Raw genomic sequence first — 14,933 nt, 5'->3', positions numbered from 1 at the left:
CGGAACCCCGTGCAGCCCGTCCGCATCGACTCGCTCGACGACCCTCGCCTCGACGACTTCGCACGACTCACCGACGTGGCACTCCGACGTGTGACCGAGCCGGAGGGCGGGCTCTACATCGCCGAGTCCAACACCGTGATCGAGCGTGCGATCCGGGCCGGACACGTCCCGCGGAGCGTGCTCGTGCAGGAGAAGTGGCTCGACGACGTCCTGCCCCTCGTCGCGGAGCACGACGGTCCGGTCTTCGTGGGTCCGGACGCACTGCTCGAGGAACTCACCGGGTTCCGGATGCACCGTGGTGCCATCGCCGCGATGCACCGGCCCGAGCTGCCGACGGTCGCGGAGGTCGTCCGTGGCGCGGAGCTCGTCGTCGTCCTCGAGGACATCGTCGACCACACGAACGTCGGCGCGGTGTTCCGGAGCGTCGCCGGCCTCGGCGCGGACGCCGTGCTCGTCAGCCCTCGCTGCGCCGACCCGCTGTACCGCCGCAGCGTCCGGGTCAGCATGGGCACCGTGCTGCAGGTGCCGTGGACGCGCATCGGCGAGTGGCCCGCCGCCGGGGAGGAACTCCGCAACCAGGGCTTCCACCTGGCCGCGATGGCGCTCACGGACCGCTCGGTCGACCTCGACCGGTTCGTCGCCGACGTCCCGGAGCGGGTCGCCCTCGTGATGGGCACGGAGGGCCAGGGGCTCACCGACCGGGCGATCGCGGCCGCGGACACGACGGTGCGGATCCCGATGTCGCACGGCGTCGACTCGCTCAACGTGGCCGCGGCGAGCGCCGTCGGCCTGTGGGCCGTCGCGCACGCGCAGCGGGCGCGCTGACCCGGCGGCGACCTGCGCGGGGCGCGCGACCCTGCCTGGAGGCACGACTCGCGTTCTCCACAGCCGGTGCGTCCTCGCAGGGCCGGCCCGCGCCTCCCGGCTAGGCTCCTTGGCTGTGCCACGAGTCGTCCGCCGCCCCCGCTCCGCCGTCCGGCGGCCCGTGACGATCAGCGTGGTCGCGGTGCTCGTCCTCGCCGTCGGGTACCTCGTGGCCGCGGCCGTCGTGCCGTTCGCCCCGGCGAGCGCGGCGACGACGACCTACTCGGCGCCGACGTCCACCGTGCCCGACCTCACCTTCCCGGGCTACGGCGCCACCGCGGTCGAGGCGACGGACTTCCCGGAGAGCCTGCGCACGAGCGGCGACCGCGAGCAACGGTCGATCGCGAGCATCACGAAGGTGGTGACCGCGCTCGTCGTGCTCGAGGAGAAGCCCCTGGAGCCGGGGGAGCGCGGACCGACGATCCGCTTCACGAAGCAGATGCAGGGGCTGTACGCGACGTACCTCGCGAAGAACGGCGAGGTCGCACCGATGCCCGACGGCCTCCGGCTGTCCGAGTACCAGACGTTCCAGGTCATGCTCATGAAGTCGGCGAACAACTACGCGGGGTCGCTCGCGCTGTGGGCGTTCGGGTCGATGGATGCCTACGAGAAGGCTGCGGGCACGTGGCTCGACGAGCACGGCCTCGCTGACACGGTGATCCACGAGCCGACGGGCCTCGACCCGCGGAACCGCTCGACGGCGACGGACCTGGTCGACCTCGGGCAGCTCGCCCTCGCGAACCCGGTGGTCAAGGAGATCGTCGGCACGAAGCAGGTCACCGTGCCGGGCGCCGGCGACATCGAGAACTCGAACAAGCTGCTGGGTCTGGACGGGGTCGAGGGCATCAAGACCGGCACCCTCGACGAGGCCGGGGCGTGCCTCCTCTTCGCGGCGACCTACGAGCGGGGCGGCCGACAGGTCACGGTCGTCGGCGCGATGCTCGGCGGCGTCGACCACGACTCCCTGGACGACGACGTGCAGCGGCTGCTGCGGTCCGTGGCCGACAACTTCCAGCTCGTGACGCTCACGCACGAGGGGCAGACCTTCGGTACCTACAGCACGCCGTGGCAGGACGGGGCGGACGCGGTCGCGGCGAAGGCGTCCGAGGTCTTGGTGTGGGGGAAGACCACGGTCACGGCGAAGACGCACCTCGACCCGGTGACGGTCGGCGACCGCGGGGAGCGGGTGGGTCGGGTGCGGTTCACGATCTCGGACCACGCCGCGGTCACCGTGCCGCTCGAGCTCGACCGATCGATCACCGACCCCGGCGTCTGGTGGCGCTGGACGAACCCGTTCCAGGGCACCTGATCCTCCGCTAGCGTCGACTGTGTGACGACGACGTTCCCGCGCAGCTCCCCGTCCGCCCTCGGCATCGACGGACGCGGGGTCTCCGCGTTCCTCGACGCCCTCGATTCGACGCCCGACGTCGAGCCGCACTCGTTCCTGCTGCTCCGGCACGGCCGGGTCGCCGCAGAGAGCACCTGGGACCCGTACCGCGCCGACTCCGTGCACCTGCTGTACTCGCTGAGCAAGAGCTTCACCGCCGCCGGGGTCGGCATCGCCGTCCGCGCGGGACTGATCGACCTCGACGCGACCGTGCTGTCGTACTTCCCGGAGCTCGACGCCGAGGTCACGGACGAGCGCAGCCGCCGCATCCTCGTCCGGCACGTCCTGGCGATGGCGAGCGGTCACCGGGAGGAGACGCTCGAGCGTGCACGGGCGATCGACCCGACGGACATCGTGCGGGGCTTCCTGCTACTGCCGCCCGACGAGGAGCCCGGCTCGGTGTTCGCGTACAACCAGCCGTGCACCTACACGCTCGCGGAGATCGTCCGCCGCGTCTCGGGTGGCTCGCTCGTGGACTGGTTGCGACCGCGGCTCCTGGACCCCCTCGGCATCACCGACTTCGCCTGGAAGCGGGACGAGCAGGGCAACGAACTCGGCTTCAGCGGCTGCTACGCACCGGTCGAGGCCGTCGCGAAGCTCGGTCAGCTCTACCTCCAGCGCGGCGTGTGGGACGGGCAGCGCATCCTCGACGAGGACTGGGTCGACGCCGCCACGCGCGTCCAGGTCGAGAACCCGCAGGAGGAGAACCCCGACTGGAGCCAGGGGTACGGCTTCCAGTTCTGGATGGCACGGCACGGGTTCCGCGGCGACGGCGCTTACGGGCAGTTCTGCGTCGTGCTCCCGGAGCAGGACGTCGTGCTCGCGCTGACCGGGCAGAGCCTCGACATGCAGGCGGTCCTCGACGCGGCCTGGAAGCACCTGCTGCCCGCCGTCGACGGGGCGTCGGTGGACGCGGGCGCGGACACCGGCCTGGAGGCACGGATCGCCTCGCTCGCTCTGCCCCCGGTCGCGGGTGAGCGGCTCCCGGACGCTGCTGCCCACGGTCCGCTGCACCGCGACGGTGCCGCGTGGCGCCTCGAGCTCGACGTCGAGGGCGGGCACCTGTCCGTCCCGGTCGGCGAGGGCGCGTGGGCGGTCGAGGGGCCGCTCGCCGGCAGCGCCGCGCTGGTCGACGACGGCGCAGCGGTGCTCGTCACCGTGCGGTTCGTCGAGACCCCGCACGCGGCGCACGTCCGGATCGCGACCGACTCGGGCGACGCGACGTTCGACTGGGTGACGCAGCCGCTGCACGACGGTCCGACGACGCTCCGGCGGCCCGCAGCCTGACGCGCGGTCGACCGACCGACCGAGGCTACGGCGTGTCGGAGCGGTGCTCCACGACGTCCTGGAGCTCGGGGCGCTTGGGGGAGACGCCGTCGCCCGAGGACGTGTGCTTGATGCGCCGGACCACCCAGGGGACGAGGTACTCCTTCGCCCACCCGAGGTCCTCGACGCGGGCTTCGCGCCAGGGTCGGGACTCGAGCGGCTCCGGGGCGAACGGCGCGAGCCCGTGGTCGACGCCGAGCGTGTCGAGGACGGCGGCGGCGACGGTGGCGTGACCGGTCGGGGAGTGGTGCAGCCGGTCCGGTGCCCACATCCTCGGGTCGCGGAGCACCCGGAGCGCCCACATGTCGGCGACGAGTGCTCCGTGCTTCAGGGCGATCGCGTGCAGGTTCTCGTTGTAGATCGCCGTCTTGCCTCGGACCATGCCGAGCACCGGCGTCATCCCGACGTCCGGCCCGGTGAAGAGCACCACCGTCGCGCCGTCACTGCGGAGCCGCTCGACCATGCCGTCGACCTTCGCCGCGAGGTCGTCCGGGTCCGTGCCGGGGCGGATGATGTCGTTGCCGCCGGCCGACACCGTGACGAGGTCGGGTCGGAGCGCGAGCGCGGCCTCGACCTGCTCGTCGATGATCTGCTGGAGCAGGCGACCGCGGATCGCGAGGTTGGCGTAGGCGAAGTCGCCGGCACCGTTCGCGTCCGCCTGGTGCGCGAGGACCTCGGCGACCCGGTCCGCCCAGCCCCGGTTGCCTCCGGGCACGGTGGGGTCCGGGTCACCGATCCCCTCGGTGAACGAGTCACCGATCGCGACGTACCTGGACCAGGGATGACGTTCTGACACGCATCGGACCCTAGTCTCGTGGCATGAGCACGGCCAACCCGATCCCCGCGGACCTCCTCGCGCGCATCGCTGCCCGGGCCCCCGGGTACGACGCCGCGAACGCCTTCTGCGCCGAGGACCTCGACGAGCTGCGCGCGGCCGGGTACCTGCGGCTCGGCGTCCCCTTCGAGCAGGGCGGCCAGGACCTCGGGCTGCGCGCCACGGCCGCGGTCCAGCGGACCCTCGCGACGGCTGCGCCGGCGACGGCGCTCGGGCTGGGCATGCACCAGGTGTGGGTGCAGGCGACCCGCAGCGTGCGCGCACGGGGCGGGTCGTTCCTCCAGGTCGTCACCGACCACGCGGCGGACGACCACCTGCTCGCGTTCGGGGTGAGCGAGCCGGGCAACGACGCCGTGCTCTTCGACTCGCTGACGGCGGCGGAGCCGGACGGCGACGGCGGCTACCGGTTCACGGGGACGAAGGTCTCCACCTCGCTCGCGCCGGCGTGGGACGTCCTGAGCGTCTTCGGGAAGGACACCTCCGGCGCGGAGCCGGTGCTCGTGCACGGCTTCACGGTCCGTGCGGACGGCGGTGTGACGCACCGGGACGACTGGGACACGCTCGGCATGCGGGCGACGCAGAGCCGCACGACCCTCCTCGAAGGTGTGCACGTGCCGGCGGAGCGGATCGTGCGGGTCCTGCCGGTCGGACCGAACCAGGACCCCCTGGTGTTCGGGGTGTTCGCCGCCTTCGAACTGCTCGTGGCGTCGGTGTACGTGGGGATCGCCGAGCGCGCGGTCGAGCTGGCGGTCGCGGCCGTCCGTGACCGGACCGCCCTCGACGGCACGCCCCGGTCGGACGACCCTGACGTCCGCCATGCCCTGGCCGACGCGCAGGGAGCGGTCGACGCGGTCGCCCTGCAGGTCGACGCGCTCGCTCGTGACGTCGACGAACTCGTCGACCACGGACCCCGGTGGTTCCCGCTGCTCGTCGGGACGAAGGCGCGCACGACGGACACGGCGCAGCACGTCGTGGACGAGGCGATGCGCGTGGTCGGTGGTTCCGCCTACCGTGCGGGGAGCGAGCTCGCACGACTCGCGCGCGACGTCCGCGCCGGGCAGTACCACCCGTCGTCGCGCGACTCGGCGGCCCGCACGATCGCGGCGGCGCTGCTCGGTCCGGCGCGCTGAGGGGTCCGCTGCGGCGGTGCGTCCTGATGGGACGTCGATGTCGGTGGCGGATGGCATCATCGCCCTGTGAGCAAGCAGGACGGACGCAACCGGCTCGTCTCCGACGTACCCGTCGACGACGTCACCGCCACCGTGCTGCACGTCGACATGGACGCCTTCTTCGCGTCCGTCGAGCTGCTCGACCGTCCGGACCTCGTCGGTCTCCCGGTCATCGTCGGGCACGACTCGGACCGCTCCGTCGTGACCGCCGCCACGTACGAGGCCCGTCGCTACGGCGTGAACTCCGCGATGCCGATGGCCGTCGCCAAGCGCCGGTGCCCGAACGCCGTGATCGTCGAGCCGCACTTCGAGAAGTACCGCGAGCAATCCGCCGCCGTGATGAGCGTGTTCGACCGCTTCACCCCGCGCGTCGAGCGACTCGGCATCGACGAGGCGTTCCTCGACGTCGCCGGGGCGCTCCGGCTCTACGGCACGCCCTGGCAGATCGGCGCGGCCATCCGCCGTGCGGTGTTCGAGCAGACCGGGCTGCACTGCTCGGTGGGCGCCGCGTCGACCAAGTTCGTGGCGAAGCTCGCATCGAGCCGCGCCAAGCCGGACGGCCTGCTCGTCGTCCCCGCTGCCGAGACCGTCGCGTTCCTCCACCCGCAGCCGGTGTCCGCGCTCTGGGGCGTGGGCGGCAAGACGCAGGAGACCCTCGAACGTCGGGGCATCCGGACCGTGGGCGACCTCGCGACGACCCCGCTGCCGTCGCTCGTCGCCGCGCTCGGGCCCACCGGCGGTCAGCGGCTCCACGACCTCTCCTGGGGGCGTGACCCTCGGACGGTCGAGTCCGGCGTCGGTGAGAAGTCGATCGGGCACGAGGTCACGTTCGGCCGCGACCTCACGGAGCGTGACGACGTCGCCCGCGAGCTCCTCCGACTGGCCGACAAGGTGGCCGTGCGACTCCGCCGCGCCGACGTCCAGGCACGGACGGTCGCGCTCAAGGTCCGCTACACCGACTTCACCACGCTCACCCGGTCCCGCACCCTGGCCGAACCGACCGACGTCGCGAAACGCATCCACCGCGAAGCCGTCGAGCTGTACGACGTCCTGCACCGACCGGGCAACCGGATCCGGCTCATCGGCGTCCGCGGTGAGAACCTCGTGCCGGCGGCCGCGAGCAACGCCCTCTGGGACGACGACGCGCCGTGGCGGGAGACCGAGACGACGGTCGACGCGGTCGCCGCACGGTTCGGAGCGGGCGTGCTGCGACCGGCCTCGCTGGTGCGGAACGCGCCCGAGCAGCGCGCCCCGCACGCTCGGCAGGACCCTGCGTGACGGTAGAATCACGTGCAGTGAGCGCAGCGGAGTACGACAACCAGCAGCAGCCCGCCACGCTGTGGGGCGACGCGTCGGCAACGCCGGACGCGCACGTCGCGAGCGACCTCGACGCCGCATCGGCCACCCCGCCCGAGGGTGCTCCGGCCCGCCCGCACGACGAGGCAGCCGCGCAGGCGGAAGCCGCCGGCAACGCCGCAGCCGAACACCTGTCGCCCGCGTTCCCGGACCGCGCAGCGTGGGGCACGGCGTCCAAGCTCCGCGCCTGGCAGGTCGAGGCGCTCACGAAGTACTTCGAGACCGAGCCGCGCGACTTCCTCGCCGCGGCGACCCCCGGTGCCGGCAAGACGACGTTCGCACTCCGGCTCGCCACCGAGCTGCTCGCCCGCGGCACGGTCAACCGGATCGTCGTGGTCGCCCCCACCGAGCACCTCAAGCGGCAGTGGGCGGACTCCGCCGACCGCGTCGGCATCCGCATCGACCCGATGTTCAAGAACGGCGACGGGATGTTCGGCCGGCACTACCAGGGCGTGGCGATCACCTACGCCCAGGTCGGCATGAACCCCGAGGTCCACCAGCGCATCACCGCAGGCGGCAAGACGCTCGTGATCCTCGACGAGGTCCACCACGGCGGGGACGCCCTCACCTGGGGCGACGGCATCCGGGAGGCCTTCACCAAGGCCACGCGTCGACTCTCGCTCTCGGGCACGCCGTTCCGGTCGGACACCGCACCGATCCCGTTCGTGCAGTACGCCCCCGACGAGCAGGGCATCCGGACGTCGATCTCCGACTACAACTACGGCTACGGCCGGGCGCTCAAGGACGGCGTCGTCCGCCCCGTCCTCTTCATGGCGTACGCCGGACAGATGCGCTGGAAGACCCGCATGGGCGACGAGATGTCGGCGTCGCTCGGCGAGCAGGTGACGAAGGACATCACCGCGCAGGCGTGGCGGACCGCGCTCTCACCCGAGGGTGAGTGGATGCCCGCGGTGCTCACCGCCGCCGACAAGCGCCTGACCGAGGTCCGGCGCGGTGTCCCGGACGCGGGCGGTCTGGTGATCGCGACCGACACCACCACGGCGCGGGCGTACGCGCGGATGCTCACGCAGATCACGGGGGGGCGGCCGACCGTCGTGCTCTCCGACGAGGCCGCGGCGTCCGAACGCATCGGCGCGTTCGCCGAGGGCGATTCACGCTGGATGGTCGCCGTCCGCATGGTCTCCGAGGGCGTGGACGTGCCCCGGCTCTGCGTCGGCGTGTACGCCACGAGTGCGAGCACGCCGCTCTTCTTCGCGCAGGTGATCGGCCGCTTCGTGCGCGCCCGACGCCGCGGCGAGACCGCCTCGGTGTTCCTGCCGAGCGTCCCCGGACTGATGGCCCTCGCGGCCTCCCTCGAGCTCGAACGCGACCACGCCCTCGACCGCCCGAAGGACGCCGACGACGGGATGTACAACCCCGAGGACGCGATGGTCGCGGAGGCCAACCGCGAGGACCGCGCCTCGGAGAGCCTGCTCGAGGTGCAGCCGTTCGAGGCCCTCGACTCGCAGGCCTCCTTCGACCGGGTGCTCTACGACGGCGGCGAGTTCGGCTCCGGGGGCGAGGTCGGTTCCCTCGAGGAGCTCGACTTCATCGGCATCCCCGGGCTGCTCGAACCGGACCAGGTGCGCGACCTCCTCCGGGCACGGCAGGCGTCGCAGGCGAAGCGTTCCAAGAGCCGCACCGTCAAGGACGGCTCGCCGAAGCCGAAGCCGGACGAGAACCGCCCGATGTACCTGACCCTCAAGGAGCAGCGCACCGAGCTCGCACGACTCGTGTCGATCTGGTCGCGCCACTCCAACGAGCCGCACGGCGCGATCCACGCCGAACTGCGGCGGATCAGCGGCGGTCCGGCCGTGGCGCAGGCGAGCGTCGAGCAGATCCAGAAGCGCATCGACGTGTTGCGCTCCCGGATCGGCGGGCGACGGTGAGCGACCGGTGATCGAGCCCGTCGACGACCGGACGTGGCTCGTCAAGCGCGACGCGGAGTCCTCGCCCGAGGCCATCATCGACCGCTTCGCCGGGGGCTACCGGCTGCGTCGCTTCTCCCTGACGGAGTCCCGGCGGACGCAGCACGGGGTCTTCATGGGTCCCGAACTCGCCGAGACCGCGTGGTGGCGGCTCCGCGACCATCGGCGCGACCACCGTCTCGACTGAGCAGCGCGACGCACGGTGCGGCGCGGCGATACGTCGGGCGCGCCGTTCGGCACCTCGCCTCAGCGGACCATCCGGACCGACCGCTCGATCGGTCCGAACGACGACGTCGCGCCGTCCACGGTGAACCCGTTGCGGCGGTAGAACGCCTGCGCCCGCGGGTTGTCCTCGGCCACCCACAGCGACGCCGAACGGTGCCCCAGCGCCGCGTCCAGCAACGCTTGGCCGGCTCCGGACCCGTGTGCGCGGGCGAGGACGTAGAGCATCGTGAGCTCCTCCGGCCGCACCGGCTGCTCGCCGTCCGACGGGGAGTCGCGTGCGTCCCGGCGAAACCGACCAGGTCGTCGCCGTCGAGGGCGACGACCGTGTCGTACGTGTGCTCGGTCAGGTTCGTGCGCCACATCGCGATGCGGGGTTCGACCGCGAACCACGGACTGTGGTCGGGGTCCTCGACGAAGCGCCCGTAGGTCTCCCGCCATGACGTGGCGTGCACGAACGCGATGCGCTCCGCGTCCTCGAGCACGGCGGGCCGGACGGTGATCGAGGCGGTCATGCCCCGACCGTACCGTCCGCCGAGCGACGACCCCGCGGGCGGACGGCGCGGCTTGGTGACGCCACCAGGGAAACTCCGGTAGACCGGACTCATGGCAGATTCGATCCCGCACGTCCTGGTCCTCGGTGGCGGCTCCGCCGGCTACACGACCGTCAAGCAGCTGCAGAAGCACGCCGCGACGGTCCCGATGCGCATCACGCTCGTCGACCAGAACACCTACTACACGTACCTGCCGTTCCTGCCGGAGGTCGCCGGCGGCCACATCGCGCCGAAGGACGTCACCTTCGAGCTCCGTCGTGCGCTCAAGCGGACGCGCGTCATCCAGGGCAAGGTCACCGGGATCTCGTCGAAGGACAAGACCGTGTCGATCTCGACGGCCGGCGGCGACGACCGCACCCTCGGCTACGACCAGCTCGTCGTCGCGCTCGGCTCGGTGACGCGGACCTTCCCGACCCCGGGTCTCGAGGAGTACGGCGTCGGCTTCAAGACCGTGGAGGAGGCGGCGTACGTGCGTGCGAAGCTCCTCGACAACATCGCGAAGGCCGCAGCGAGCCGTGACGAGGACGAGCGTCGCCGCCTGCTCACGAGCATCTTCGTCGGCGGTGGCTACACCGGCGTCGAGGCCATCGGCGAGCTGTTCGACGTGTCGCAGGCCGCGATCAAGACCTACCCGTCGCTGGCCGGCGAGCACCCCCGCTGGGTGCTCATCGACGCCCTCGACCGCGTGGCGCCCGAGGTTGGCCCGGAGCTGTCGAAGTGGACCCTCGAGTCGCTCCGTGCCCGCGGCATCGACGTCCGGCTGAAGACCACGATGCCGAGCGCCGAGGGCGGCGTCATCAAGCTCTCGGACGGCGACGAGTTCGCCGCCGGTCTGCTCGTGTGGACGGCCGGCGTCAAGCCGAACCCGCTCCTCGACGCGACCGACCTGCCGCGCGGACCGAAGGGGCACCTCGCCGCGAACGCGAAGCTCCAGGTCGAGGCCGAGGACACCCACGAGGTCGTCCCTGGTGTCTGGGGCCTCGGCGACGTCGCACAGGTCCCCGACCTGACGGCCGAGAAGCAGCCGGCGTACTACCCGCCGAACGCCCAGAACGCCGTCCGTCAGGCCGTCGTCGCTGCCGACAACGTCGTCGCGACGATCAGCGGCAAGCCCCTCGAGGAGTACCGCCACCCGTCGATCGGGACCGTGGCGTCGTACGGCGTCGGGAAGGGCGCGGCCAACATCAAGGGCGTCAAGATGACGAACCTGCTCGCCTGGCTCGCGCACCGGTCGTACCACGTGTACGCGATGCCGACGCTGAACCGGAAGGCGCGCATCGTGATCGGCTGGATCACGGGCGCGGTCTCCGGTCGCGACGCGACCTCCCTCATCAAGGAGACGGACCCGCGCCGAAACTTCGTCGAGGCGTCGAAGAGCTAGAGCGCGATCACCTGACGGACGGGAGGCGCGGTGCCGGCTGGCACCGCGCCTCCCGTCCGTTCGTGGTTGTGTCGCCCACGAAACGCGCGCGTCCCGACATTGCACACGTCGATCGACGGGTGCGGTGTCGAAACGCGCGCGTTTCGCGAACCCGGGCGAACGCGGGCGCCACGTGCGTGGACAGGGTGCGCGGACCTGGGACGGCGTGGACGCCCGAGCGGTGAGCGTGGATGCTGTGAGCGAGAGGAGCGTCCATGCGCGCCATGACGTACCGCGGGCCGTACCGGGTCCGCGTCGAGGACAAGCCCGATCCCCGGATCGAGCACGAGAACGACGCCGTCGTCCGGGTCGAACGCGCAGCGATCTGCGGTTCCGACCTGCACCTGTACCACGGGATGATGCCCGACACCCGGGTCGGCCACACGTTCGGGCACGAGTTCATCGGGGTCGTCGAGCAGGTGGGCCCGTCGGTGGCGCACCTCAACGTCGGTGACCGGGTGATGGTGCCGTTCCACATCTCCTGCGGGTCGTGCTGGTTCTGCGCCCGCGGACTCTTCACGAACTGCCACAACGTGAACGCGAACGCCACCGCGGTCGGCGGCATCTACGGCTACTCCCACACCACCGGGGGCTTCGACGGCGGGCAGGCGGAGCGGGTCCGCGTCCCGTTCGCGGACGTCGGCCCCGAGGTCATCCCGCCGTGGCTCGACGACGAGGACGCACTCCTCCTCACCGATGCCCTCGGCACGGGGTACTTCGCGGCGCAGCTGGCCTCGATCCGGGAGGGGGACACCGTCGTGGTCCTCGGCGCGGGGCCGGTGGGACTGTTCGCGGCGAAGTCGTCGTGGTTCATGGGGGCCGGTCGCGTGATCGTCGTCGACCAGCTCGAACACCGGCTGGAGAAGGCGCGGACGTTCGCGCACGCCGAGACGATCAACTTCGCCGAGGTCCCCGACGTCGTGCTCGAGATGAAGCGGCAGACGGACTTCCTCGGTGCCGACAGCGTGATCGACGCCGTCGGGGCCGAGGCCGACGGCAACTTCACCCAGCAGGTCACGGCCTCGAAGCTCAAGCTGCAGGGTGGGTCCCCGACAGCGTTGAACTGGGCGATCGACGGCGTCCGGAAGGGCGGCACGGTCTCCGCGATCGGTGCGTACGGCCCGATCCCCAGTGCCGTGAAGTTCGGCGACGCGATGAACAAGGGCGTCACCATCCACGCGAACCAGGCGCCGGTGAAGCGGCAGTGGCCGAGGCTGCTGGAGCACATCCAGACCGGGCACCTCAAGCCGAGCGACATCATCACTCACCGGATCCCGCTCGAGCACATCGCCGAGGGGTACCACCTCTTCTCCTCGAAGCTCGACGGGATCATCAAGCCCGTCATCGTCCCGTGAAGGAGCACGCCATGACCGATCACACCCCGTACATCGCGGACCCGCCCCGTCGCGTCCCGACCGCCGACGAGCTCCGTGCACGGATCCCCGGGTGGGGGAGCGACCTCGACCCCGCCGACCGCCCGTCGGTGCCCAAGCTCTCGCGTGCAGCCGGGTCCGCGACGGGCGTGCACTGGGACGTCCCCACGCAGCAGCCCGGCGCCGAGGGACGCGAACGCTCGATCGAGCACGCGCACGTCACGCCGGTGTTCGGGACCGCGCAGCCCCTCCGCGGCCTCGCCGGAGCGGTCCGGCGAGTCGCCTACGCGCGGTTCAGCGAGGGGCGCCTGGCGCACTGGTTGCTGCTCGTGCTCGGCGACCGGATCGACGTGGCCGCCCACCGGGTGACGGATGCGCTCCGGGGTCGACCGGACCGGGTCGTGCACGAGACGGGGGTGCGTGCGGAGCTCGTCGGACACCCTGTCGCGTCGCGCCTCGGCGCGTCGCGACGGGACTGGCGGCACGGGTCGCTCGATCCGCTGGTCGCCAACTGGGGCTGGCTGGCCGCCGCCGGCGGCATCGTGCTGGTGGTGCGTCGGGTCGCCCGCTCGCGTCGTTCGCGGTGACCGCCCACCGGACGGGAGGCACGATGCGGTCCCGCCCCGCGCCTCCCGTCCGGCGCGTCTCGCGCGAGCGCAGCGCCGGCTCCATGAACCGCGCGCGTTGCGACCTCGCGCGCGTCGTTCGACGCGTGCGACGTCGAACCGCGCGCGTTTCTCGCCACGGGGTCCGCCTCGAGCAACCCGACCTACCGGAGGCGACCACCGGGACGCCACGAGCGGAGCGACTGCGACGCTCGCCGGCAAGCGCGAACGAGGAATGCCCCCGGGCCGACAGGCCAGGGGGCATTCGTTTTCTTGTGTCCGAGGGGGGACTTGAACCCCCACGCCCTAATACGGGCACTAGCACCTCAAGCTAGCGCGTCTACCAATTCCGCCACCCGGACAGGTGTTGTTCGGTTGTGCTGGCCGGTCATCCGGGGCGTTTTCCCCGGCGTTCCTGCCGAGAGAAGACACTAGCACGGGTCTGAACGCCCGATGAACACGGCCGCGCATCCCGGGCGCGTCCCTTGGAGTCACGCGGATCGGCGGTGTCGGGACCGGCCGGTAGCGTGGTGTGCATGACAGACGTCCACGGGAACACGACGGCCGGCATCGAGCTCGAGGAGACCGCGTCGATCGCCCGTGACCTCATCCGGATCGACACCACGAACTGGGGCGAGGGGAAGTCCCGCGGCGAGACCGAGGCGGCGCACTACGTCGAGGCCAAGCTCCGCGACCTCGGGCTCGAGCCGCAGCTGTTCGAGTCGGAGCCCGACCGGGTGAGCGTCGTGGCCAGGGTCCGGGGGCGCGACCCGCAGAAGTCGGCGCTCGTCGTGCACGGGCACCTCGACGTCGTGCCGGCCGATCCGGCGAACTGGTCGGTGGACCCGTTCGGGGGCGAGGTCAAGGACGGCATGCTGTGGGGCCGTGGCGCGGTCGACATGAAGAACATGGACGCGATGATGCTGACGTCGTTGTCGGACGTCATCGCCGCACAGGGCGCTCCGGAGCGTGACCTCGTGATCGCGTACTTCGCCGACGAAGAAGCCGGCGGCGTGCTGGGCTCCCACCACGTGGTCGAGCAGCACCCGGAGGTCTTCGCGGGCGCCGACGCCGCGATCAGCGAGGTCGGCGGGTACTCGATCACGCTGGGCGACCGCCGCGCGTACTTGCTGCAGACCGGCGAGAAGGCCCTGATGTGGATCAAGCTCGTCTCCCGGGGCACGGCTGCGCACGGCTCGCACGTGATCCGCGACAATGCCGTGACGAAGCTCGCGGCGGCGGTCGCGCGGATCGGGAGCGAGGAGTGGCCGGTCCGGCTCTCGGCGACGACGGACGCGATGGTGGCGGAGGTCGCCCGGTTCCTCGGGGTGGACCCGGCGGTGACCGGTCCGGACGAGGTCGCCCTCGCGACGGGCTCGGCGTCGCGGTTCATCCACGCTGCGCTGCACACCACGACGAACCCGACGGTGCTGCAGGCCGGGTACAAGCACAACGTGATCCCGGACGCGGCCGAGGCGCTCATCGACATCCGGTGCTTGCCCGGCGACGAGGAGTCCGTGCTCGAGCGGGTCCGCGAGCTGGCGGGCGACGACGTCGAGGTGGTGATGTCGTTCCGCGACATCGGGCTCGAGCAGGACTTCGGCGGTCCGCTGGTCGACGCCGTGCGGGACGTCCTCGGTCGGCACGACCCCGGTGCTCCGGTGCTGCCGTACCTGCTCTCCGGCGGGACGGACAACAAGGCGTTGTCCACCCTGGGGATCGCGGGCTACGGCTTCGTACCGTTGCAGCTGCCGGCCGGCGTGGACTTCCCGGCGATGTTCCACGGCGTCGACGAGCGGGTCCCGCTCGATGCGCTGGCGTTCGGGCGGCGCGTCCTCGGGGACCTCTTCGCGTCCTACTGATACATTGCCGGGTCGCCGTCGTGGTGGTGCCT

At 71.8% G+C, this 14,933-nt stretch carries 13 protein-coding genes and 1 tRNA gene; 11 read left to right on the top strand and 3 right to left on the bottom strand.

Features of this window, described 5'->3' with window-relative positions:
- Positions 1–9 precede the first annotated feature (9 nt).
- The 3 genes from ACRQ4C_RS09400 (at position 10) to ACRQ4C_RS09390 (ending at position 3,538) form a co-directional block, all read left to right on the top strand.
- A complete protein-coding gene (locus tag ACRQ4C_RS09400; RefSeq protein ID WP_439688488.1) occupies positions 10–825 on the top strand; it encodes a TrmH family RNA methyltransferase in 816 nt (271 codons plus the stop codon).
- Positions 826–940: 115 nt separating this feature from the next.
- Positions 941–2,173 carry a D-alanyl-D-alanine carboxypeptidase family protein gene (locus ACRQ4C_RS09395; protein ID WP_439688487.1) on the top strand — a complete coding sequence of 411 codons (1,233 nt, stop codon included), beginning with the start codon at positions 941–943 and terminating at the stop codon, positions 2,171–2,173.
- 21 nt (positions 2,174–2,194) lie between these two features.
- Positions 2,195–3,538: a serine hydrolase domain-containing protein gene (locus tag ACRQ4C_RS09390; RefSeq protein WP_439688486.1), complete on the top strand. Its 1,344-nt coding sequence runs from the start codon at positions 2,195–2,197 to the stop codon at positions 3,536–3,538.
- A gap of 25 nt (positions 3,539–3,563) precedes the next feature.
- On the opposite strand, the gene ACRQ4C_RS09385 is transcribed toward ACRQ4C_RS09390, so the two are convergent.
- The gene (locus ACRQ4C_RS09385; RefSeq protein WP_439688485.1) at positions 3,564–4,373 is read right to left on the bottom strand and encodes an SGNH/GDSL hydrolase family protein; all 810 of its coding nucleotides are present in this window, start codon (positions 4,371–4,373) and stop codon (positions 3,564–3,566) included.
- A gap of 23 nt (positions 4,374–4,396) precedes the next feature.
- Here ACRQ4C_RS09385 and ACRQ4C_RS09380 point away from each other — a divergent pair, with 23 nt between their 5' ends.
- The 4 genes from ACRQ4C_RS09380 to ACRQ4C_RS09365 all read left to right on the top strand — a co-directional run bounded on the left by ACRQ4C_RS09380 (position 4,397) and on the right by ACRQ4C_RS09365 (position 9,052).
- Positions 4,397–5,542 (top strand): acyl-CoA dehydrogenase family protein, encoded by a 1,146-nt coding sequence (locus tag ACRQ4C_RS09380; protein WP_439688484.1) that lies wholly within the window; start codon positions 4,397–4,399, stop codon positions 5,540–5,542.
- A gap of 66 nt (positions 5,543–5,608) precedes the next feature.
- Complete coding sequence (gene dinB, locus ACRQ4C_RS09375) at positions 5,609–6,859, top strand: DNA polymerase IV (RefSeq protein WP_439688483.1); 1,251 nt, start codon at positions 5,609–5,611, stop codon at positions 6,857–6,859.
- 209 nt (positions 6,860–7,068) lie between these two features.
- Positions 7,069–8,826, top strand: coding sequence for a DEAD/DEAH box helicase (locus ACRQ4C_RS09370; RefSeq protein ID WP_439690887.1), 1,758 nt, complete (start codon positions 7,069–7,071; stop codon positions 8,824–8,826).
- A 7-nt stretch (positions 8,827–8,833) separates the two neighbouring features.
- Positions 8,834–9,052: a hypothetical protein gene (locus tag ACRQ4C_RS09365; RefSeq protein ID WP_439688482.1), complete on the top strand. Its 219-nt coding sequence runs from the start codon at positions 8,834–8,836 to the stop codon at positions 9,050–9,052.
- Between the two features lie 59 nt (positions 9,053–9,111).
- Here ACRQ4C_RS09365 and ACRQ4C_RS09360 read toward each other — a convergent pair whose 3' ends face one another.
- Positions 9,112–9,315 (bottom strand): GNAT family N-acetyltransferase, encoded by a 204-nt coding sequence (locus tag ACRQ4C_RS09360; protein ID WP_439688481.1) that lies wholly within the window; start codon positions 9,313–9,315, stop codon positions 9,112–9,114.
- A 378-nt stretch (positions 9,316–9,693) separates the two neighbouring features.
- Here ACRQ4C_RS09360 and ACRQ4C_RS09355 point away from each other — a divergent pair, with 378 nt between their 5' ends.
- The 3 genes from ACRQ4C_RS09355 to ACRQ4C_RS09345 all read left to right on the top strand — a co-directional run bounded on the left by ACRQ4C_RS09355 (position 9,694) and on the right by ACRQ4C_RS09345 (position 13,021).
- Positions 9,694–11,022: an NAD(P)/FAD-dependent oxidoreductase gene (locus ACRQ4C_RS09355; RefSeq protein WP_439688480.1), complete on the top strand. Its 1,329-nt coding sequence runs from the start codon at positions 9,694–9,696 to the stop codon at positions 11,020–11,022.
- A 254-nt stretch (positions 11,023–11,276) separates the two neighbouring features.
- The gene (locus ACRQ4C_RS09350; RefSeq protein WP_439688479.1) at positions 11,277–12,416 is read left to right on the top strand and encodes a zinc-dependent alcohol dehydrogenase; all 1,140 of its coding nucleotides are present in this window, start codon (positions 11,277–11,279) and stop codon (positions 12,414–12,416) included.
- Between the two features lie 11 nt (positions 12,417–12,427).
- The gene (locus ACRQ4C_RS09345) at positions 12,428–13,021 is read left to right on the top strand and encodes a hypothetical protein (RefSeq protein WP_439688478.1); all 594 of its coding nucleotides are present in this window, start codon (positions 12,428–12,430) and stop codon (positions 13,019–13,021) included.
- Between the two features lie 294 nt (positions 13,022–13,315).
- Here ACRQ4C_RS09345 and ACRQ4C_RS09340 read toward each other — a convergent pair.
- Positions 13,316–13,401 (bottom strand) — tRNA-Leu (locus ACRQ4C_RS09340).
- Positions 13,402–13,575: 174 nt separating this feature from the next.
- Between ACRQ4C_RS09340 and ACRQ4C_RS09335 the strand changes: the two genes are divergently transcribed.
- Positions 13,576–14,901 (top strand): M20/M25/M40 family metallo-hydrolase, encoded by a 1,326-nt coding sequence (locus ACRQ4C_RS09335; RefSeq protein ID WP_439688477.1) that lies wholly within the window; start codon positions 13,576–13,578, stop codon positions 14,899–14,901.
- The last annotated feature ends 32 nt before the right edge of the window (positions 14,902–14,933 follow it).

Origin of the sequence: Curtobacterium sp. SP.BCp, from assembly GCF_051903255.1 — a bacterium.
Lineage (GTDB): Bacteria > Actinomycetota > Actinomycetes > Actinomycetales > Microbacteriaceae > Curtobacterium.
Note: the sequence above shows the minus strand (reverse complement) of the source record. Positions and strands in the feature narration are given on the sequence as shown.

Bases quoted from the DNA above. Each gene is read 5' to 3' on its own strand.
- ACRQ4C_RS09335 (WP_439688477.1), top strand. From the start codon at position 13,576: ATGACAGACGTCCACGGGAACACGACGGCCGGCATCGAGCTCGAGGAG.
- ACRQ4C_RS09360 (WP_439688481.1), bottom strand. From the start codon at position 9,315: ATGCTCTACGTCCTCGCCCGCGCACACGGGTCCGGAGCCGGCCAAGCG.
- ACRQ4C_RS09355 (WP_439688480.1), top strand. From the start codon at position 9,694: ATGGCAGATTCGATCCCGCACGTCCTGGTCCTCGGTGGCGGCTCCGCC.
- ACRQ4C_RS09380 (WP_439688484.1), top strand. From the start codon at position 4,397: ATGAGCACGGCCAACCCGATCCCCGCGGACCTCCTCGCGCGCATCGCT.
- ACRQ4C_RS09345 (WP_439688478.1), top strand. From the start codon at position 12,428: ATGACCGATCACACCCCGTACATCGCGGACCCGCCCCGTCGCGTCCCG.
- ACRQ4C_RS09350 (WP_439688479.1), top strand. From the start codon at position 11,277: ATGCGCGCCATGACGTACCGCGGGCCGTACCGGGTCCGCGTCGAGGAC.